Genomic DNA, 20,504 nt, shown 5'->3' with positions numbered 1-20,504 from the left:
AGAAACTCTCTGGTAGCTTTTAGGCCGGTCCGCTCGAGCTGCACTGGAATGGGCGTAGCTCGACCGTCAGCTTTGAAGGTGGTGTGCAGCACTTCGCACCCGTGTTTCGTTACAAGACTCGAATGACGAAGCTATTTCCGTCCAATGCTTTAACGTACGTTGCCTTAACGAAACCCAGCGACATCGCCCATTCGTGCATAGACTTCGCGCTGTTGCGTCGAGTGTTTTAGCAGATCGTCCGCAAATTGAACGCGTCCCGGTTCCATCAACACGATCGTCATCGAACCGCCAAACGTGAAGTAGCCTTTATCGTCTCCCTTTTCTATGGCACCGGGAGTGAACGTTTGGTGGATGCCGCCGACACAGGCTGCGCCCACTTCGATCATCAACACCGTACCATGCGACGGCGTTTGGATCTCGGTGATCATCCGTTTGTTTTCCCACAGAATGGACAACCGTTTTCGTAGTGCAATCGGATTGACCGACGAAAGTGAACCGGGAATCAAACGCGATTCGCTCGCGGTACCCGAGACCGGAAAATGGAAACGGTGATAATCGACCGGACAGAGACGTGAGATCAGCATGCTGCCGGTGGCGTAGCGATCGGCCAACGAGCGGCTACCGAGTAGCCGTGCCAAGTCCATTTGTTGTCCCTTGATCCAAAACCCGTCGGTCTGCGAGACGTCGGCAATCGCCAAATGCCGGCCATCGGCTGGGAAAACGATGGAATCGGGATCGCTATCAATCGGTCGCGCTGCTGGCGTCAATTTCCGATAAAAAAATTCGTTGAATGTTCGAAACGATTCCGGCGGGTCCTGAAATTCGTTTGGATCAAGTTTGTAGGTCTCGATAAACGGCATCACTTTCGATTGACTCGCAGCTCGGTCCATCCGCCAACCGTACCATTTCGAGAACCAAACGCGTTTCGCAGCGACCGCCAACGCGATCTGGCCCGGGATCGTTTCGTAGGTCCAGCGGAGAAAGGGTTCGCCATAGATCTGTTCTTGTTCGATCTTGGCGGTATAGCGATTAAAAAAGGTAATCGCGTCACTTGTGGGGGGGGCATCCATTTTAATTGACAAGCACTTTTCCAAAAAAGTAATCTGCTGCAGTTCCCAACCGTTCCATGTGATAATCAGGGGGGCTTTTCGATGCGGGCATGATAGCGTACCGATGAATCGCCGTCATGCGTGCCAAGCGGAATGATGTGGGACAACGATCAGTGCGATCCGTCGCCCTAACACGCCTGATAATTGATTGGTTGCCGGCCATTTCCGGCACCCTCAGCACACTCGCGTTGGTCACGCGGTGTTGGGCGCAGACGATGGATCACAACCATCTGGATCACGAACAAAAACAGCGGAGTGACAAGCATCCTGGGAACGTCCGAAATTTATCGGACGTCGATCCGCCATAGGTTCCGGAAGCATTGTTCGAATCTACTTGTTCGAATCTACCTATCTACTCGCGGCCACGACTGTGCCACCGCCGGCGGACCGTCACACTCCGTCGTCGACGCTGGCGTTTACCTTTCAGCCAAGCGATTACTTTGAGATTCGTGGCGCTGAAAAGCCTTGTTCGCGTATCCGTTTTAACTTCGATTGCAACTCGGACACCACCTCGGGATGCTGTTGTGCCACATTGTTGCGTTGACCGATATCCTTGCTCAAGTCATACAACTCAACGGGACTTTTGTCATCGGCCGGATAGCCATGTTTTTTCTCCCATTGCGGATTGCGTCCGCTCACGTATCCGGTCTTTGTGTCCACCAGCAGCCAATCGTTGTGACGAATCGCATAGCCGTTGGCGTGAGTGTTGTGGACGTGTGTCGTACGGACCGGCGTTGATGCCCCCTTCAATAGCGGTATCAAGCTGTATGAATCCTCGGCCGCATCATCTGGCAACTCATAATCGACCACCTCCGCAATGGTCGCCATGATGTCGATTTGCGAAACCAGCGATGTGTTGGTAGAACCGGGCTGAACTGTTCCAGGCCATCGGATCAACATCGGAACATGGTGACCGCCTTCGTACAGGTCTCGCTTGAGTCCCCGAAACGGTTTGCTCGACCAATGATCGTATTTCTGATCGCGGGCGTATGCGTATTTTTCAGGACCGTTGTCGGCGGTGAAGATGACAATCGTGTTGTCCGCTTGGCCCGATTCCTCCAGTGCGGCCAACAAGCGACCAATCGCGTCGTCGGTCTCGTAAACGAAATCGCCGTACGGTCCAGCGCCCGATTTCCCGTCAAATTGATCGTTGGGAATGATTGGGGCATGCGGTGATGGAAATGCAAAATACAGAAAGAAAGGTTTGTCGCTCGGTTGACGTGATTTCAAGAAATCGACGCCACGCTGGGTGATCGTTGGAATATTTTGGTAGGGGTCCCAATCCGATGCCATCGGTCCGGGACGGCATTCCCAGTTGCCCTCCTTGATCGGCTTCCACTTGGACGTGTCCATCATCGTATCGGGAGCCTTGACGACGTGATCGTCCTCGATCCAGCAATAGGGAGGAAAATTGATGACGGTGTCGCCGAAATAGGAATCAAAACCGTGAGCCAAAGGTCCATCGGGAATCGCCTTGCTCCAATCAAAGTCTTCGGGCCCCCAGACCTTGTTGCGTCCCTTTTTCTCGCTGACTGCATCGGGTTTACGGATCGCTTCCCAATCCCAGCCCAAATGCCATTTCCCGATCGCTGCGGTGTCATAGCCGACTTGCTGTAGCATCTCGGCGAGCGTCAATCGTTCGGGGGCGAAAACCGAGTCACCGAAAGCGTTGACGATTCCATGGAAGTCACGCCAGTGGTGTCGGCCTGTCAGCAGGGCGTAACGGCTCGGGGTGCAGATCCCCGACGAAGAATGCCCGTCGGTGAAACGCATGCCCGCGTTTGCCAATTGCGATAGATTTGGCGTGGGGATTTTCGAATCGGGGTTGTTGCAGCGAAGGTCTCCGTATCCAAGATCATCGGCGTACAAGATTAGCACGTTCGGTTTCTCTGCCATCGCGACACCCTGCAAGCCGCAGAGGGTCACAAACAAAAGAGCGGCGTATCTCATAAATTCCCTTTTCAAAAATCGATAGTATTGGGGGCGATGGTGAGCGTGTTTCGATCAATCGTCGGACCGGACAGTGTAGTCGAAATCGGCGACCGTTTGTATTTCGCAACGCGTCAAGCATTGATCATGGAACCGCAGCGTGGGACAATGGCGTGATGATGAATGTCGCCGCGACGTTCGCTGCTGCAGGATCGTAATCACCTGCCGCTCCCTTGCCTCCCCTCAAACGCAAACCTGCATTACCCCACCCATGATCAAAACATTCTTTTGCATCACGCTTTCGATTTCACTTTGGACATCCCTACTTTCGCTACCCACCAGCGCTGACGAGTTGGGCAAGTTGATCTTTTCCGATGACTTTGAGCGGAATGAATCGCAAGAAAAGATTGACGAGGTCGGTAATGGCTGGGGAACCAACAGCAAGACACGCGCCGGTGGAAACAAGCAGGTCGATCTTCGCGACGGCGCGATGTACATCTACATTCACCAGGATGCCGATCATGCTGTCTCGGTGACGCATCCTGCAGAATTCCGCAACGGTGCGGTACAGATGAAATTCATGCTCGAAAATGAAAAGGACACGCTGGGACTAAATTTTGCTGACCTGCAGTACAAGAAGGTATGGGCGGGGCATTTGTTTAAAGTGACGGTCGGCGTCAAGCAAACCGAGATCACCGATTTGAAGACCGGCGTAATGGACCTGAAAATTCGCGAGGCACGACAAAACAAAACGCTCACTGCCGAGCAGCAGGCGACGCTAAAGACAAAAACGAAACGATTTCCTCACAAACTGGAGACCGGGAAATGGTACACCGTGCTAGCCAAAATCCACGATGATACGCTGACCGTGTCGATCGATGGCAAGGAAGTAGGCTCGTTTGCATCGCCCGGGATCGCGCATCCGACCAAACGGATGCTGCGACTCTCGATCCCCCGAAACGTCGTCGTCGACGACGTGAAGATCTATAACGCGAGCTAAATAGTCGCCAAGCTTTCCAAGCCGTTAGCGAGATACAGCAGCGAACGACAACTCGCTAACTTGCACGTCACTTCGAACACAACGGCCCGCGAAGCGTTGCCAGCTTGGAAAGCTGGACGACAATCGTCATTGTCGCTCGGCTTTCCAAGCCGTTAGCGAGACACAGCAACGAACGACAACTCGCCAACATACACATCACCTCGAACACAACGGCCCGTGAAGCGTTGCCAGCTTGGAAAGCTGGACGACAATCAACATTGTCGCACGGCTTTCCAAGCCGTTTGCGAGATACAGCAACGAACGACAACTCGTCAACTTGCACGTAACCTCCAACGCAACCGCCCACGAACGTTACCAGCTTGGAAAGCTGGACGACAATTGACATTGTCGCACGGCTTTCCAAGCCGTTGGCGTGACACAGCAACGAACGACAACTCGCCAACTTGCACATCACCTCGAACACAACGGCCCGCGGACCGTTACCAGCTTGGAAAGCTGGACGACAATCGACATTGTCGCACGGCTTTCCAAGCCGTTTGCGTGACACAGCAACGAACGGGAACTCGTCAAAGTTGCACGTCGCCTCGAACGCAACTCGCCGTCAAGCGTTGCCCGCTTGGAACATTGGACGACAATTAGAAGTGCCCCTTCGATTTTCGATACAAAAACTCGTTTTCAGCCAACTTCGCTTTCGTCGGATTGTCGCGAATGTATTCTCGCAGATAACAAAGTTGGTCTTCATTCCGCACCAGATGATCAAACGGTTCTGGAAACCAGAGCACGCCGGACCTTGAAAATTTTTGGTTGATCTTTCGTGCTGTGAAACGCATCCAAGCTCCCGGTTGCCGTCTTGCTGTCGTTTCATCGGCGAATGCGACCAAGCAGTGAACGTGATTCGGCATCACCACGAGATCACCGAGGAAGTAACGAATGCGGTGGAACTTCTGCAGCGATTCACTGACAATTTTCGCAGCCTCAGGCTGTCGCAACTCACAATGCCCAAAACATTGATCCAATGTCATCTCTCTGACTCTTTGAAACCGCTTGTCGAATGCATTCCTCTGTTTTCGTGACAGTAGAGATCGCCCGAGCTTCCAGTCTCCATCACAGTCAATCCCGCAGCGGGTTAGAAATTCGATTCGTTCTCGATGCCAGCGTCGTAGTACGTCGGCGGGAATGGAATCTTTTAAACGCATCGTCAGAAAAACGATGGCTGCCGGTTGAACCCGATGAGGTCGTTGGCGTTCCCACTGGCAAAACTCCGCAGTAGGATCAAAGAGTTCCCCAAACTGCTCGACCATCCCGCTCTTCCCCGCTAACGCGACGTGTTCGACATGAAAGTCTAGTCTTTGATTATCCTGAGATCAAATTATGATTTTGCGTTTTGAGCCTCCAAGGGCTCGAGAGTAAATGTCTAGAAGCGATTGTAATCTGTATTGTCGCACGGCTTTCCAAGCCGTTAGCGAGATACAGCAGCGAACGAAAACTCGCCAAACTTGTACGTCACTTCGAACACAACCGCCCACGAACCGTTGCCAGCTTGGAAAGCTGGACGACAATCGTCAACATTGTCGCTTGGCTTTCCAAGCCGTTAGCGTGACACAGCAGCAAACGACAACTCGCGAACTTGCACCTTGCCTCGAACGCAACCGCCCACGAACCGTCACCAGCTTGGAAAGCTGGACGACAATCGCCATTGTCGCACGGCTTTCCAAGCCGTTAGCGAGATACAGCAGCGAACGGTAACTTGCCAACTTGCACGTCACCTCGAACATAACCGCCCGCGAAGCGTTGCCAGCTTGGAAAGCTGGACGACAATCGACATTGTCGCACGGCTTTCCAAGCCGTTTGCGAGGCACAGCAACGAACAGCAACTCGCCAACTTGCACGTAACCTCCAACGCAACCGACCGCGAACGTTTCCAGCTTGGAAAGCTGGACGACAATCGCCATTGTCGCACGACTTTCCAAGCCGTTTGCGAGATACAGCAACGAACGACAACTCGCCAAAGTTGCACGTCACCTCGAACGCAACCGCCCGCGAAGCGTTGCCAGCTTGGAAAGCTGGACGACAATCAACATTGTCGCTCGGCTTTCCAAGCCGTTGGCGTGACACAGCAACGAACGGCAACTCGCTAACTTGCACGTCACTTCGAACACAACGGCCCGCGAACGTTACCAGCTTGGAAAGCTGGACGACAATCGCCATTGTCGCTCGGCTTTCCAAGCCGTTGGCGGGATACAGCAACCAACGACAACGAGCCAACTTTGCACGTCGCCTCGAAGACAACCGCCCGCGAACCGTCACCAGCTTGGAAAGCTGGACGACAATCGTCAACATTGTCGCTCGGCTTTCCAAGCCGTTTGCGTGACACAGCAACGACCGGCAACTCGCCAACTTGCACCTTGCCTCGAACACAACCGCCCACGAACCGTTACCAGCTTGGAAAGCTGGACGACAATCGCACGGCTTTCCAAGCCAACATCCAGCGGGCTCACTCAGCGTCTCTACTCTTCGTCCGCTTCCAACATGGCCTGCTCTCGTTCGAGTTCGGCTTCGTAGTCGGCAATGGCTTGTTCGTTCGCATTTTCGATGACGTTGGTGGGGCTTGAATCGCCGCAACCCGTTACGCAACCGAACAAGAACAAGTTAAGGATCAGATAAAATTTGCGAATCATTCGAGACTCCAAGATCAAACAACGGGGGTGTAGATGATTACGGTGAAATAGAGATGCATGGTAAAAAAGAAGGTCCCGAAGCAAACTCGCTTCAGGACCTGGTTTGGATCGTCAACGAATCGACGATTTAGAATTCGGTGTCAATCGTTTCACGAGCAGCACGTGTGCCCAACGCTCCCCACAATCCATACGGACTTTTCGATCCCGGCGATGCACCACCGGTACCGTTTAGCCAGACGGCTGGAGCGGTTGAATTGCCCGCTTCGATCGAATCCGTGACGAACTTCACCGCTCCGTCGCCCATCAATACGTGCACGCCACCTTGGTGGCGACTGGACGGTGGTAGCATCGCGATATTTGATCCGCGGTTGAAGGCACATAGATTTTTGTTGGGTGGCAAAATGGTTGTGATTGCCGTGTAAATCTGCTGTGCACTGGCCCAACGATAACCACGCCCCGTGGTAGCGCCATCGGTTTCTTGCGTCGGCAACCAGAACTGCGGACGCTCGGGATCAATCATCCCGTTTTGCGAACAATACGACGGGTTGTCGTGTACCAACGCCGCTGACACCTGACCACTGTTCCCCTTGGCACCCACATCGTTCGAGATCGTGCGGGTATCTTTGTCACCAAGATCCGTCGCAATTTCTGCCATCATGATGGTGTTTGAAAGACCGTCCAACACGTCGCGGAACGCCGTCTTCTTGTATTTCACAAACGCACCACGATTGGCGGCACGCGAGTGTTTCGAGGGGTTCGTTCTTACAAGCAATGCGTTATTGCGAGGCCCGTTATGCAGCTGGCGTCCGGAATCCCCTAGGCTCGCGGCATAATTGGTTCGACCAAGCGCTGGCAAACCCGTTCCTGGATCACTTGGACAGCGTAACGTTGGCAATTCGGTAACCCACGGGACGTAGTTGATTTTGCCATGCGAAGGTCCCATTGCCGGATAATCGATCGTCCCGTCTTTGTCGTAATCGTTTGGATTGGAGATCACTTCCCAAATCGCTTGTTGTTCAATGAAAGGCGTAATCCCTACCAACATGGATAACTGCAGCATGTTTCCGTTGTTAGTCGCACGCCATGAGCGAACATTCGGAGTGATGTTCTCGTCAATCGTTCCCGAACCATGCTGGGGCAGTTGTTTGTACGCACTGTGATAGTTGTGGATGCCAAGCCCAAGCTGTTTGAAGTTGTTACTGCAGCTCATCCGCCGGGCCGCTTCACGTGCCGCTTGGACCGCGGGAAGCAGCAATCCAACCAACACTCCGATGATCGCGATCACGACAAGAAGCTCGACTAACGTGAACCCCGAATGAGGTGTCCGTTTCGAATTCATAACCAATCCTCTCAATAAAAAAGACAAGAGACAAGAAACGCCAGAAAAGTGGCCTGAGTGCGTTGGAAGCTCAAACTTAGAGCGTGCGGGGCGACCGTACCCCCGTTGGCGGTAAAGCCATGTTAACATTCTGTCGGCACCAGGATATAACCATATGCGAGTTTATTCTTCGCATATGCGCATGCGATCGCCACAACGTTGTGGTGTCCGTCCCAAGGCATTTCGAAATAGCGTTTAGGAAACGGGAGACATCGAGTTGGCGAAAAAAAAGCTCGCGGTGAAGGAAAACAAGATGCCGCGAGTCGCGGTGCTGGTGGACACTTCGACCGAGTGGGGACGAGATTTGATTCGTGGTGTCACCAGCTACGCTCAGCGGCATGGCCCATGGCAGTTGCAAGTGGAACCGCGCGGCCGTGAAGATTCGTCGCAACTGCCAAGTCAATGGAGCGGAGACGGAATCATTGCCCGCGTATCAAACAAAAAGGTTGCCGCCGACTTAGAATCTCGTCAGGTCCCCGTCGTGAACATCTCGGGAATCGAACTCGAAGGATTCTCGTTCCCGCGAGTGGCGATTGACTACGACGCCACCGCAAAACTTGCGTCCGAGCATTTCAAGGTTCGCGGTTTTCAGCGTTTTGCCTACGTCGGCCCTTTGCACTACACGTACATCAAGAAACACGCGGATGCCTTTCAACATCAGATCGGCGCGAACGTCGCAACGCTGGAACGGTTTCACTACAGCCACGAATCGATGGGCAGCGAAAATTGGCGAAAGCAGCGTCAACGAATCGAAAGTTGGCTGCAAGAGCTAGAGAAGCCGATTGCCGTGTTTGCTTGGGGAACCTCTGCATCGTGTCAATTGTTGGATGCGTGTTGGAGCATGGATATTCAAGTTCCCGACGATGTTGCCGTGTTGGCCGGTGCCGAGGACGCATTGATCGCACAAACGACCGTGCCGCCAATGTCCGCAGTTTTGAACCCATCCAAGCAGATGGGATATCGCGCTGCCGAGCGGCTTGCGAACCTAATGAACGGCGGTTCCGATCGTGGCGACGAGGAACGAATCGCTCCGATTGAAATCGTGACTCGTCGCTCGACCGAAGTGCTGGCGATCAAAGACCCCGAGTTGTGCAAGGCGGTCCGGTTCATTCATGAAAATGTATTCTCGGAGTTGACCGTGGCGAAGGTTGCCGAATCGGTACCGATGAGTGTGCGTAGTCTGCAAGTCAAATTCCGCGACGTGTTCGGACGCCCTCCGCTTGCCGAAATTCACCGTCTTCGCATCGCGAGAGTCAAGGAACTGCTGGCGTCAACCGATCTGCCGATTGCAAATATCGCACAGGCGACGGGGTTCGGTACTGCTGCCTACATGGCAACGATGTTCAAGCGAGAAACAGCGATGACGCCGTTGCGATACCGAATGGAAACACGACTACGCTAATACGGACATCGATCGGCATGATTCCTGCACACGACGGTTGTTTGTCCGCGTTCCCATTCCCGCTTCGCTATTTACGCGAAGCCAACGAGACGAGTCCTTTTTTATGAACGATCCGACCGAAGCGAATCTAATCGAGTGGATGAGTGCCGTGCTGGAAAAGGGATGGGAAGGAGTTCGAGCAGGCCAGAACCCATTTGCCGCCGCGATCTATACGCTTAACGGCGATCCCGTTACATGTGAATATAACCAGGTCAATCGGACGGGGCATCCATCACGCCATGCCGAGGTCTGTGCGATTGATCGCGCTTGCGAACAACTGAAACGAACGACGCTGCAGGACTGCCTGCTGATCAGTTCAGCCGAGCCGTGTCCAATGTGTGCTGCAATTGCGGGGATGACCGAAATTCCGCGGATCGTCTACGGCGCCCCTGCCCGCGTGATTGAACAGGCCGATTACGGCACGTTGGGGCTGGGGTGCCACTCCTTTTTCGATTCCGCCAACTCAAGTGCGTTGATCCAGGGTGGTATCTTGGCCGACGAATGTTCGCAACTACTGCTGCAAAATCCCAAGCGATGATTCGTCGGATTGGTTTTGTAATCGATCAAGCGGTTTCGGCGATGGGCTTGTCTTCTTGGATGGGATCACACTCTTGCCCCACCCGGCACGCATCTTCGCCCAAGACCGCCGCAAGCGGAAAGGTGAGTGGAAAGCTTGCGAAGATTTTTCGCTGCACAATCAACAGCGGGACAGCGACAAAGATGCCTGGGATGCCCCACAGGAACCCCCAAAACGCCACCGCAATCAAGACGATCACGGGGCCAACCCGCAAAGTTTTCCCCAAGATGGATGGGGTGATGAATTGGCCTTCGATCGCAGTGATCGACCAGAACGCAGCCGCGGTCAACACGGGGCGAAGCAGCGAATCAAACGTGCTCGCCGCAGCCATAAATACGAACGCGGTTGCGGCCAACGCACCTACGTACGGAATGAAATTGAAGAGCGTGGCCAAAACTCCCCATAGCACCGGAGTCGGCATGCCAATGGCCCACATGACAAGCGACACCACGACCCCAAGTCCAACGTTGATGAAAGTGATCTGAGCAAGGTACTTGCCGACGGACTCTTGGATGTCCCCAATTTTTTCCAGCAGCTCGTGACGGCTATGTTCATCGGGCATCACATTGAGCACCCGGTTGAGCAGATCGTCACCAGACGACAGCATGAAGAACGTCAGCACGGCAACCGCTGCGATGAAGGCAAGAAATCGCCCCGTTTTATTAATCAACACGCTACGGTCAAGGATGCGTGGTTTCTTTACCGAAACCTCTACGGTAGGCTCCTTGTCTGCGGTGGGGGCAGCTTTGTCGAGTTCTTCTTCGGCCCGATCGAGCACCGTCAACGGTTCTTCGATCGCGGCAAAATTCGCCTTGATCTTACTGATGCTTTCTGGCGTCGATGCGATCCAGGTTTGCGCCGGCGAATACAACATCCCGGCGACAACGCCCAAGGTCACGAAGATCCCCAGAATTAGCAATCCGCTGGCGATGGTCTGCGATAATCCCCAGTGGCACATGCGAGCGGCGATCGGTCGCAATGACAGGTAGGCAAGCGTGGCGATGACGATGGGAACAAACAAACTGCTGGCGACAAACAAGGTGCCACAAACCAAGGTGACCGCGATCAATGCGACCAACGCGAGCAACAATTTCTGATCGGTCTCGGTTCCTTCGAGCAACCAAGTGGCCGATCGTGGTGCCGCTACGACTTGTTTGGTGGCTCCGGAATCGTTCGATGTAACGTGATTGGCGGGGCGATCGATTCGGTGGCGATCCGCTGCAACAGAAGCATGATTGGTGTCGCTGCTTGGCATGTCAGGCATTGTCGCTAAATCCTGGATAGTTTGGTTTGACCACGTTGCGAGCACCGCCGAAACGCGAAAAATTGGCTGCCCATCGATCTCGCAACACGCACGTTTGTTCAACCGGTGCATCACGGGACGGCAATTCAGACCGATGCAAACGACATACCGCTATGGCGCGCGATTTGCGACGGATGTAAGTTCGTTAACCAGAACTAGATGCCTACGGGACTTACGTATCATGAACTTCCTGAAACGAACATTTTCCGAATTCTCGGGAGACAACTGCACCACGCTCGCGGCGGCGTTGGCCTATTACACCGCATTCGCGCTGCCACCGCTGTTGTACCTGCTGATGACCGTACTGACGTTTGGGATGTCGGTGATGTACGACAGTGAGAAAGCAGAACAGAAGGCTCAAGGCTTGCTGACATCTCAGGCCGCACAGATGATGGGGAACCAAGCAGCAAGTGAACAAATCTCGACAATCATCGAGAATCACGAACAATCTGGCGGTAAGTGGTGGAAGACGCTGCTCAGCTTTGCAGGGATCGTGGTCGGTGCCACTGGTGTCGTCGCGGCGCTGCAAGCCGCACTGAATCAGGTGTGGGAAGTGAAACCGGATCCCAAAAATACGGGGATCATGGACATGGTGATGAAGCGTATCCTCTCGTTTGGAATGATATTGGGACTCGGGTTCATCTTGCTCGTGTCGCTAGTCGTTTCCTCGGTGCTTGCGGGAATTGGTGACCAGATCGGTGGAATGATCGGCATGTCGGGGATTGTGGCATCGTTGGTCAATTTCGCAGTTCAGGCCGTGGTGGTTCTGGTGATCTTCGCCGCGATCTTTAAATTCATGCCCGATGCGGAAGTAAAATGGCGTGACGTTTTGGTGGGCGCGGCAATTACAACCGTGTTGTTTTTGCTCGGGCGATTTGTCATGCAGATCTATTTCTCGTATAGCGAACCTGGAGCTCAGTTGGGCGCCGCCGCGGCTTCACTTGCGGTTCTGTTGGTTTGGGTTTACTACAGTGCGATGATCGTGCTACTCGGTGCCGAAGCAACCCAGGTCTATGCCGTCGAGTATGGCGACGGTATCCGACCCGAACCCAAGGCGGTTCGCGTCGTCGAGAAAATCGAGCGCCCCGGCACCGCCACAAATTCATAAGAATGCGTAGCGGAAGGTTGTCAAAGGCTTGTTGGTTTAATTCAAACGCAAATCGCATCGGTGAACCGTGGGCAGTAAGGCACCGGGGAGCGTTTGGGACCCGGCCGCTCACGCGTCGCGGCTCACTAAAACAACAAGCCATTGACGATCGGCGCTACGACATGTCGATCGCATCGTGGCCGATAGGCGGTTGTGCGTTGGCGGCTGCCCGGCAGCGAGCAGCGCCGAGTTTAGGGCTGCAAGAAGTTCTCTTTTCGTTGGCGATCTCGCTGCGTCGCCGCAACCACTTCGTCCAGCACTGTTGGCGGAAACAATTGGTGCTCGATCGCGATCCGAGCCACTTCGATGCTGTCTTTGACCAAGTACATCGGCACCCCCGCATCACGCGACGCTCGAACATGCACATCAACGCGTGCATCATGTTCGCTGGATTGGTCCGGATCGATATCGCGAATGAAGATCGCACGGATGCGAGAACCAAACTCCTTCGCTGCGGCAGCATACAAACGCGCATCCTCTTGACCGGAATCGCCAAACAACACAAAGCGAAGCGAATCAAACTGCTGCAGCAAACGACGCGTTTTTACCAATTTGTGTTCATGCCCCTCCTTAAAGAATTTGTCTTTATCGAACCCAAGATCACGCAGCAGGATTGGCCCTTTGGGAATCGCGTTGAGTTCGAGGAAGTCTTCGATCAAATCATGTAGATTCCACGGTGAGCTTGACACATAGAAGATTGGATTGAGCGGATCACGGTTGAGGTCGCCGTCGTGTTGCAACATCTCGTATAACTTTGCCACACCACACAGCGGAGCACGCGTCCGCGCGTTGCCTAGAAACGTCAGCTTTGCCATGGTGGCGATATCGATGGCGCCAGTATGCAGAATCGTATCGTCGATATCACTGATGATGCCAAACTTTGCGTGATCAGGCACGTACATCACGTCGCACGTGGTGCTGCTGGATTGGCGTGGCAGCCCCGATTCCACAATCTGCATGATCGCGGGTGACCAGAATAGTGGGGCACCGTTTCCCGGTTCGCGCGGAAGTTCAAGACGAAAGTAGCCTTCCCGGTCACTATGAGTGGTCACCACCGTTCCGCCTGCGGTCGCTCGGAGCATCACATTGGGTACTTCGTCGCTGGCGAAACGCCGAATCGCATTGGACAAATTGTGCCACCACCGGTCCGTTTGAAAATCGGGATCGATCGGTGGATTGGTGAGCACACGGCCGTGTAGATGGATCGAATCTCGATCCGCATAACCAATGTATGGCTGAATTGCGGGCACGCCACTGTGACCAAGTCGTTTCCGAAGTCGCCGCACGCCCGAGTCCATGACGTCATCCGCGGACGATGCGGTCTGCGTTAACCACGCCTTGAAAACGTCACGCCATGCGTCGAACTCCGGCGTCTCATCTTGTTGCGTTTCTACGTGATCCGTCATGGGGATAGCAGCCATTGTCAGAAGCGAGTCAAAAAATCACGACGCGTTCTCGCGGTATCGAGAGCTTAGTCGCGGTGATTATCGCCGTTTGAAAACAGGCTCCACTAGCGAATCGTGTTCCTTTGTGTTTCTCGAACTTGCCTTGATGGGGTCGCTTCTTGGTTTTGAAAAACTCGCAACTTCAAAACTTCATAGAACACGGTCATCGTGAACTTGCTCGGCGGATTTGACGATTAAGTCGTCGAATGCAGCGTGCCCATCCAACGGTCAATCATGGCAACCAACTTGACTCCGTCCAGCGGCTTGGTGCTGTAATCGGTACAGCCTGCGTCGAGACACTCTTGACGGTCGCTTTTCATTGCATTGGCCGTCAATGCGATGATTGGCAATTGGCAACCATGCTCGCGAAGATGTCGTGCCGCGTCGTAACCATCCATGACGGGCATCTGCATGTCCATCACGATCACTTGGACTGGCGGTGGATCCGTCGACTGCAGCAGCTCGATCGCCTCTTGTCCATTGGTTGCGGTGACGACCGTGCCACCGGCTTTTTCAATAAAGTGTTGAGCCAAGAAGCGAATGTCGCGGCGGTCATCAACCACCAACACCGTACCATCCAACTCGATATGCTGCATCGAGGTTTCAGGATCATTGGAGATATCCAAACGCGGTTCGACCAATTTGACACTGCCGCCCACGTGGATGGTCAAACTGAACGTGCTGCCGTGACCAAACTTGCTTTGCACCGTCACGTCGCCGCCAAGCGCTTGCGCCAAACGCCGGCTGATCGCGAGCCCGAGTCCGGTCCCGCCAAAACTACGCGTTGACGAATTGTCGGCTTGTTGAAACGGCTGAAACAGCGTCTGCAGGATGTCAGGCGAGATCCCGATGCCGGTATCGATCACATCAAATTGGACCTGATTCTTGTCGCCGAGATAACGAACGACCAAGCGTACCTTTCCGCGATCAGTGAATTTGATCGCATTGCCAAGCAGGTTGAGCAGAATTTGTCGCAGACGAACCGCGTCGGTTTCAATGATTTCGGGAATCAACCCAGCAAACTCGACCAACAGCGGCAGCCCCTTCTCCTTGGCTCGCACGTCCATCAACGACCGAATGTCGGCGACCAGCGAATCCAATTGAATCCGTTCCTGTTCAATCTCGAGTTTGCCCGCGTCAATCTTGGACAAATCGAGGATATCGTTGATGATCTCTAACAGGTAGGCACCGTTACGACGAATCGTCTCGACGGCTTGAACATTGTCGGGGTCTCGAAGGTGATCTTTCAAGATGTCGGCGTGGCCAAGAATCGCAGTCATGGGCGTACGAATTTCGTGGCTCATGTTGGCCAAAAATTCGCCTCGCGAACGGTTGGCCGCTTCGGCGACTCGGCGTGCACGTTTTAAGGATTGTTCAAAATCTTTCTGTTCGGTGATGTCCTGCAACGTCCCGATCAAACGACGCGATTTTTGCGGGTCGTCTGCGTTGTCGCACAAGACGCGACCTGAATCGACCACCCAGCGCACCTCGCCATCAGGACGGACGATGCGAAATTGAATCGAATGTCGCTCTGATGCCCCCGGCTGAATCGCCTTGTGATAGAGACGCAAAAAGCGATCACGATCCTTTTCATGAATGTGGTTTAATAATTTGCTTCCGATTAACGGCGTTCCTTCGTCGATGCCAAAGATCCGATACAGTTGGCTCGACCACACACTTTGTTGCGTTTCAATGTTGTATTCATACGTGCCAAAGCCAGTCGTTTCGGCCGCCATCAAGAGTCGACTTTCACTCTCTCGCAACTTTTGCAGCGTTTCACGCAGTTTTCGGTTTGTGTCTTCGATCTGGTGAGCTCGTTGAAAGAATTCGGATTCCGCAGGGACGCTTGGCTTTTCGTCGCTCTGCGAATCTGGCGGATCGGAGGACACGCTGCGATTCACCCTATGGCTGCCATCGGCCACGCGGTGCTGGGGCAGCTGAATGGCCCCGGTTTCGACGAGTCCCGCCGCCGAGGGCTGGTCACGAACCACCAGCACGCCGAAGTCGTTTCGATCGGCACCAGGAGTCGTGCTTGCGAAAGCCTTTTCTCGAACGCATAGACGACGAACCTCGCCGTTGTCATGCACGACCCGAAATTCGGCCGAAAATTCGGAATCACGAAGTGAGGGTTCCTCCCAGGCTACTTCCAGCTTCGCACGATCCTCTGGATGAATGCGATTCCACAGCACGCTGCGTGAGAGCGTTTGTCCCAAGGGGACATCGAACAGCTCCGCTGCTTTGGGATCCGCCACCGCGGTATCGGATCGGTAATCGATATCGACCACCCCAACGTCAGCTAATGATAACGCCAATCGTAACCGCTCATCGCTCAGTTTCGCTTGTTGCATTTCACGCCTATTGTGTTCGCGGGATGCCGGCTATTTCTGTCCGCATCGCAGCTTGTAGATCGATGTTTACCTTAACCAATCGGAAGCGACCACGACAACCTTGTCGCGTCACTACCCAAAACAGTTACCTATTTGAACTGAGAATGAACCCTTGGACCGGCGATCATCATGCCCCGAGGATGATCACGTCACCGACACTCTGATCCTGCAGCACGCACACAATGAATGCAAATTGACCAGCGTGGACGGCGATCGACCGCGCGGATGTCGGCAGCGTTTTGAAAACGCCATCATTGTAAAGTTTTCGCGGCGACGTGGGAACTCGAATCCGCGAAGGACCGATCGTGGCACGTTGATTGCGACCTTTGTTAGGTACAGTTCACAACGAGTCAACGATACGCCGCCGTGCATGGTCGCGCGTCGCAAACGGTGCGGTCCATCGGATGTCACGGTGATTGGCTTATTTTACACGCAATCCTCTCGACGAAAGAGACGTTATGTCCAGTACGATGGAATCGATTCAAGAACATTATGATGACCTTCGCAATAAAGTAGGTGAGTACACCGGTCGCGACGAACCGGATGGTCGCAATCCCGGAATCGGCCGCAGTGAATCCTTGGTCACCTACGCTGCCGCGATCGGAGCAACCTTCGTTGCCCGTCATCTGCTCGAAGCGGTTTGGCAAGCCACGCTCGACCGAGACCCGCCAAAGAATCCGACGTCGCGCGAGGTGGCGTGGCGAGATGCACTGTTGTGGGGTGCTGCGTCGGGCGCGGTCGTTGGCCTGGCTCGAATCGCCTCGCGGCGTGCCAGCAGCGGTGCTTACCGTAGTTGGAGGGCGTAACGCCGGTGTCGCAACGACCTCCGGACAAATTCGCAATCTCGAACTTTCAGTGGCTCGATCCGTTCGAGCCACACCGCTGGTGGCCCGGAGGTTGGTTGCAAACGCTGTCCATCAAGACACTACGTCCGGAACTGGACGTCGACCGCCACGACGGGTGTGTCGCATTTGATGTCCCCGGCGACCAAACGCCTCCCGACGTGTTGAGCGGGTTCTACTTTCCTGCCCCGGCCGAAACCAGCAAGCCGACCGTGATTCTATTTCACGGGATGGGTGGCCATGCCCAAAGCGGGTACATGCGGTCGATGGCCGAGCGATTGTTAGCGGCGGATTATCCAGTCGTGCTGTGGAATAATCGTGGCGCGGGCAGTTCGGCGCGGAATTGCATGCGTTTCCACCATCCTGGCTACACCGACGATATCGCGCTGCTGGTAAAGTACCTGCGTGAACAGCGGCCCGAGTGGACGCAGAACGGGTTGGCGGCAGTGGCATTTTCTTTGGGAGCCAATGTTCTGCTGCGATACCTAGCCGAAACCGAGGGTGACGCTGCGTTTCGTGCGGCCAGCGTGGTGTCGGCGCCGCTGGACATGGAAACGACCTCGATGAACCTTAGGAACGGATTGAACCGGATCTTTGATCGCTACCTGCTAAAGAAGCAGCGTGAGGAATTGCTGCGAGAGAGCGCCGAATTGACCGACGATGAGCGTAGGGCCATTCAGGAGGCATCCTCGGTCTGGGAGTTGGACGACCAATTCACCGCAAAACACTTGGGCTATGACGGTGCCAAGGACTTTTATCGACAGAACTCGGCAATCTACGTGCTCGATAAAATCAAAACGCCGACGCTGCTTTTTCACGCCTCGGATGATCCGGTGGTCGATGAAGCGGTCTTTACTGATCGGCAGTGGACCACCAGCGGGCCTCTGTATCCGGCGCTGGCGGCATCGGGAGGCCACACCGGATTTCTGGATCGCCAGGGAAAACGCTGGCACGAACGGGCGACCGTTCGCTTCTTTGACGCAATGCTTTAGTGCGGAACACCGTTTGCTTAATTCGAGCGGTTCAAGTGCGGCGATCCGCGCCGCCAAAACGCTTCCTCCGATTCGTGCTTTTGCGTATTAGCCAAAGCCGCTTGCATTTTCAGGTGGCAACGGATCGCGGTGAAACGTTTCGAACAAACCGTACCAATACTACTTCCTGCCGCTCACTTAGAAAGACCCCTGTCCATGGCAAAGCAAAACCAATCCACCGGCAAAACTCTGGTTGGCCACGGAGGCGAACCGCACCAAACGGTTGCGAGCGACGGTGTCCGCTTGACGACCAATCAAGGGCTTGTCATCGCCGATGATCAAAATACGTTGACCGTCGGTGAACGCGGTCCCCAATTGCTCGAAGACCACATCATGCGTGAAAAGATCACGCACTTTGACCATGAACGCATCCCCGAACGTGTGGTTCATGCCCGAGGATACGCCGCCCATGGGTATTTCCAGGCTTACAAATCACATGCGGGTTTGACCAAGGCCGGGTTCCTGCAGGATCCGTCGGTACAAACTCCGGTGTTTTGCCGATTTTCGACGGTTGCTGGTCGCGCCGGTTCGTTTGACACCGCACGAGACGTACGCGGTTTCTCGGTCAAGTTCTACACCAACGAAGGCAATTACGACTTGGTGGGGAACAACATACCGGTGTTCTTTATTCAAGATGCGATCAAATTCCCCGATTTGGTTCACAGCGTTAAACCCGAACCCGATCGCGACTTCCCGCAGGCTCAATCTGCACACAACACATTCTGGGATTTTGTTTCGCTCAATTCCGAAGCGATGCACATGTTGATGTGGATCATGTCCGACCGCGCCATCCCAAGATCGTTTCGTATGATGGAAGGGTTTGGCGTCCATACGTTCCGGATGATCAACAAGAAGGGCGAATCAAAATTTGTCAAATTTCATTGGCGTCCCAAACTAGGCACGTTCTCGTTGATCTGGGACGAGGCGGTGAAGATCGGCGGAGCGGATCCCGACTTCCATCGTCGTGATTTGTGGAATGCGATTGAAGCCAAAGATTTCCCAGAATGGGAATTGTCGGTCCAAGCGTTTAGTGAATCGCAAGCGGCGGAATTTGATTTTGACGCGCTCGACCCCACCAAGCTGATTCCCGAGGAATTGGTGCCGCTAACGCCACTGGGGAAAATGGTGCTCAACCGAAATGTCGACAACTTCTTTGCCGAGACCGAACAGGTTGCGTTCTGCCCTTCGCACGTGGTTCCTGGGATCGATTTCAGCAACGATCCGCTACTGCAAGGAAGGCTGTTCTCGTACTTGGACACGCAGCTATCGCGATTGGGCAGTCCCAATTTCCATCAAATTCCCGTCAACAAACCCAAGTGCCCGTTTGCCAATTTCCAGCGAGATGGTCATATGCAGACCGAGGTGCCGACGGGACGCGTCGCTAACGAACCAAACTCGTTGGACGACGGGCAACCGCGAGAAGATCCCAAGGCGGGTTTCACGACGTTTGCAGCGGAAGAGTCGGGAAAGAAACTGCGGATCCGCCCCGAGAGCTTTGCGGACTACTACACGCAGGCCCGGTTGTTCTGGAAATCGATGACCGAACCCGAACAGCGACACATTGTCGGCGGATTCGCGTTTGAATTAGGCAAATGTGACGTCGTCAAGATTCGTACCCGCATGCTCGGGCACTTAAAGAACGTTGACAAGAATTTGGCCGAGCAGGTGGCAACTGCGCTTGGGATGAAGGGGCAGGGCGATTCGATCAAACCTCGTGTCAGCGTTGGTGATCCCGATCCCTCCAAACCTTTGTCACAATACGCTGCAGCACCGAAAACGTTGTCGGGCAAAAAGATCGGACTGCTGATCACGGCAGGCGTCGATGACAAATTGTTGACGGCGATTCGCGAAGCCGCGAATGCCGAAGGAGCAATGTTGTCGATCGTTGCTCCGCGTGCGGGCGAGATTGAAACGAGCGGAGGAAAGAAAGTGATGCCAGAGCATTTCTTGGCCGGAGCTCCCTCGGTGCTGTTCGACTGTATCATCGTGGCCCCCACAAAAGCGGACGAGCTTGAAAAGGAAGCCGACGCAGTGGACTGGATCCGCAACGCGTTTGCTCATCTGAAAGTGATCGGCTATACCGAGACGGCAACTCGCTTGTTTGAGAAAGCATCGGTTGCACTCGATGCCGACGACGGGATTGTCGACGTCAGCGACGGAAAGTTGGACAAATTTGTCCAACAAGCGAAAGAGTATCGAATCTGGGATCGCGAGCCCAACGTGCGTTCGATGTGATC

General features: G+C 54.3%; 17 protein-coding genes. 8 read left to right on the top strand and 9 right to left on the bottom strand.

What is annotated here, in order from left to right; all coding sequences use genetic code 11:
• Positions 1-164: 164 nt before the first annotated feature.
• On the bottom strand, positions 165-1,070 hold the full coding sequence (asd, locus tag ABEA92_RS18685; protein ID WP_345685371.1) for an archaetidylserine decarboxylase: 906 nt from the start codon (positions 1,068-1,070) through the stop codon (positions 165-167).
• A 474-nt stretch (positions 1,071-1,544) separates the two neighbouring features.
• Positions 1,545-3,059, bottom strand: a complete 1,515-nt coding sequence (locus ABEA92_RS18680; protein ID WP_425572459.1) for a sulfatase family protein — start codon at positions 3,057-3,059, stop codon at positions 1,545-1,547.
• Positions 3,060-3,309: 250 nt separating this feature from the next.
• On the opposite strand from ABEA92_RS18680, the gene ABEA92_RS18675 reads away from it, so the two are divergent.
• Positions 3,310-4,038 (top strand): hypothetical protein, encoded by a 729-nt coding sequence (locus ABEA92_RS18675; protein WP_345685370.1) that lies wholly within the window; start codon positions 3,310-3,312, stop codon positions 4,036-4,038.
• Between the two features lie 635 nt (positions 4,039-4,673).
• On the opposite strand, the gene ABEA92_RS18670 is transcribed toward ABEA92_RS18675, so the two are convergent.
• Both ABEA92_RS18670 and ABEA92_RS18665 read right to left on the bottom strand, forming a co-directional pair.
• Positions 4,674-5,060, bottom strand: coding sequence for a hypothetical protein (locus ABEA92_RS18670; protein WP_345685369.1), 387 nt, complete (start codon positions 5,058-5,060; stop codon positions 4,674-4,676).
• 540 nt (positions 5,061-5,600) lie between these two features.
• On the bottom strand, positions 5,601-6,047 hold the full coding sequence (locus tag ABEA92_RS18665) for a hypothetical protein (RefSeq protein WP_345685368.1): 447 nt from the start codon (positions 6,045-6,047) through the stop codon (positions 5,601-5,603).
• 173 nt (positions 6,048-6,220) lie between these two features.
• On the opposite strand from ABEA92_RS18665, the gene ABEA92_RS18660 reads away from it, so the two are divergent.
• Positions 6,221-6,409: a hypothetical protein gene (locus tag ABEA92_RS18660; RefSeq protein ID WP_345685367.1), complete on the top strand. Its 189-nt coding sequence runs from the start codon at positions 6,221-6,223 to the stop codon at positions 6,407-6,409.
• A 136-nt stretch (positions 6,410-6,545) separates the two neighbouring features.
• On the opposite strand, the gene ABEA92_RS18655 is transcribed toward ABEA92_RS18660, so the two are convergent.
• Both ABEA92_RS18655 and ABEA92_RS18650 read right to left on the bottom strand, forming a co-directional pair.
• Positions 6,546-6,716, bottom strand: a complete 171-nt coding sequence (locus tag ABEA92_RS18655; protein ID WP_345685366.1) for a hypothetical protein — start codon at positions 6,714-6,716, stop codon at positions 6,546-6,548.
• A gap of 127 nt (positions 6,717-6,843) precedes the next feature.
• On the bottom strand, positions 6,844-8,055 hold the full coding sequence (locus ABEA92_RS18650; protein WP_345685365.1) for a DUF1559 family PulG-like putative transporter: 1,212 nt from the start codon (positions 8,053-8,055) through the stop codon (positions 6,844-6,846).
• Positions 8,056-8,311: 256 nt separating this feature from the next.
• Between ABEA92_RS18650 and ABEA92_RS18645 the strand changes: the two genes are divergently transcribed.
• Both ABEA92_RS18645 and ABEA92_RS18640 read left to right on the top strand, forming a co-directional pair.
• On the top strand, positions 8,312-9,496 hold the full coding sequence (locus ABEA92_RS18645; RefSeq protein ID WP_345685364.1) for an AraC family transcriptional regulator: 1,185 nt from the start codon (positions 8,312-8,314) through the stop codon (positions 9,494-9,496).
• A gap of 103 nt (positions 9,497-9,599) precedes the next feature.
• Positions 9,600-10,073, top strand: coding sequence for a nucleoside deaminase (locus ABEA92_RS18640; protein WP_345685363.1), 474 nt, complete (start codon positions 9,600-9,602; stop codon positions 10,071-10,073).
• A 25-nt stretch (positions 10,074-10,098) separates the two neighbouring features.
• On the opposite strand, the gene ABEA92_RS18635 is transcribed toward ABEA92_RS18640, so the two are convergent.
• Complete coding sequence (locus tag ABEA92_RS18635) at positions 10,099-11,376, bottom strand: AI-2E family transporter (protein WP_345685362.1); 1,278 nt, start codon at positions 11,374-11,376, stop codon at positions 10,099-10,101.
• Positions 11,377-11,596: 220 nt separating this feature from the next.
• Between ABEA92_RS18635 and ABEA92_RS18630 the strand changes: the two genes are divergently transcribed.
• Positions 11,597-12,523, top strand: coding sequence for a YihY/virulence factor BrkB family protein (locus ABEA92_RS18630; protein ID WP_345685361.1), 927 nt, complete (start codon positions 11,597-11,599; stop codon positions 12,521-12,523).
• A gap of 230 nt (positions 12,524-12,753) precedes the next feature.
• Here ABEA92_RS18630 and ABEA92_RS18625 read toward each other — a convergent pair whose 3' ends face one another.
• Positions 12,754-13,968 (bottom strand): App1 family protein phosphatidate phosphatase, encoded by a 1,215-nt coding sequence (locus tag ABEA92_RS18625; RefSeq protein ID WP_345685360.1) that lies wholly within the window; start codon positions 13,966-13,968, stop codon positions 12,754-12,756.
• Between the two features lie 233 nt (positions 13,969-14,201).
• Entirely contained in the window at positions 14,202-16,355 is a 2,154-nt protein-coding gene (locus ABEA92_RS18620; protein ID WP_345685359.1) for an ATP-binding protein, read from the bottom strand.
• 497 nt (positions 16,356-16,852) lie between these two features.
• Between ABEA92_RS18620 and ABEA92_RS18615 the strand changes: the two genes are divergently transcribed.
• From ABEA92_RS18615 to ABEA92_RS18605, 3 genes are all read left to right on the top strand, one after another.
• Positions 16,853-17,200: a DUF4235 domain-containing protein gene (locus ABEA92_RS18615; RefSeq protein WP_345685358.1), complete on the top strand. Its 348-nt coding sequence runs from the start codon at positions 16,853-16,855 to the stop codon at positions 17,198-17,200.
• Positions 17,201-17,205: 5 nt separating this feature from the next.
• Positions 17,206-18,228: a YheT family hydrolase gene (locus ABEA92_RS18610; RefSeq protein ID WP_345685357.1), complete on the top strand. Its 1,023-nt coding sequence runs from the start codon at positions 17,206-17,208 to the stop codon at positions 18,226-18,228.
• Positions 18,229-18,423: 195 nt separating this feature from the next.
• Positions 18,424-20,502 (top strand): catalase, encoded by a 2,079-nt coding sequence (locus tag ABEA92_RS18605; protein ID WP_345685356.1) that lies wholly within the window; start codon positions 18,424-18,426, stop codon positions 20,500-20,502.
• The last annotated feature ends 2 nt before the right edge of the window (positions 20,503-20,504 follow it).

It is taken from the genome of Novipirellula caenicola (assembly GCF_039545035.1).
Classification (GTDB): Bacteria; Planctomycetota; Planctomycetia; order Pirellulales; family Pirellulaceae; genus Novipirellula; species Novipirellula caenicola.
The sequence above is the reverse complement of the archived record's forward strand: the minus strand, read 5'-3'. Positions and strand labels throughout refer to the sequence as shown.

Excerpts from the sequence above, each read along its gene's own strand:
- asd (WP_345685371.1), bottom strand. The coding sequence starts at position 1,070 with ATGGATGCCCCCCCCACAAGTGACGCGATTACCTTTTTTAATCGCTAT.
- ABEA92_RS18680 (WP_425572459.1), bottom strand. The coding sequence starts at position 3,059 with ATGAGATACGCCGCTCTTTTGTTTGTGACCCTCTGCGGCTTGCAGGGT.
- ABEA92_RS18675 (WP_345685370.1), top strand. The coding sequence starts at position 3,310 with ATGATCAAAACATTCTTTTGCATCACGCTTTCGATTTCACTTTGGACA.
- ABEA92_RS18670 (WP_345685369.1), bottom strand. The coding sequence starts at position 5,060 with ATGACATTGGATCAATGTTTTGGGCATTGTGAGTTGCGACAGCCTGAG.
- ABEA92_RS18655 (WP_345685366.1), bottom strand. The coding sequence starts at position 6,716 with ATGATTCGCAAATTTTATCTGATCCTTAACTTGTTCTTGTTCGGTTGC.
- ABEA92_RS18650 (WP_345685365.1), bottom strand. The coding sequence starts at position 8,055 with ATGAATTCGAAACGGACACCTCATTCGGGGTTCACGTTAGTCGAGCTT.
- ABEA92_RS18640 (WP_345685363.1), top strand. The coding sequence starts at position 9,600 with ATGAACGATCCGACCGAAGCGAATCTAATCGAGTGGATGAGTGCCGTG.
- ABEA92_RS18635 (WP_345685362.1), bottom strand. The coding sequence starts at position 11,376 with ATGCCTGACATGCCAAGCAGCGACACCAATCATGCTTCTGTTGCAGCG.
- ABEA92_RS18630 (WP_345685361.1), top strand. The coding sequence starts at position 11,597 with ATGAACTTCCTGAAACGAACATTTTCCGAATTCTCGGGAGACAACTGC.
- ABEA92_RS18625 (WP_345685360.1), bottom strand. The coding sequence starts at position 13,968 with ATGACGGATCACGTAGAAACGCAACAAGATGAGACGCCGGAGTTCGAC.
- ABEA92_RS18620 (WP_345685359.1), bottom strand. The coding sequence starts at position 16,355 with ATGCAACAAGCGAAACTGAGCGATGAGCGGTTACGATTGGCGTTATCA.
- ABEA92_RS18615 (WP_345685358.1), top strand. The coding sequence starts at position 16,853 with ATGTCCAGTACGATGGAATCGATTCAAGAACATTATGATGACCTTCGC.
- ABEA92_RS18605 (WP_345685356.1), top strand. The coding sequence starts at position 18,424 with ATGGCAAAGCAAAACCAATCCACCGGCAAAACTCTGGTTGGCCACGGA.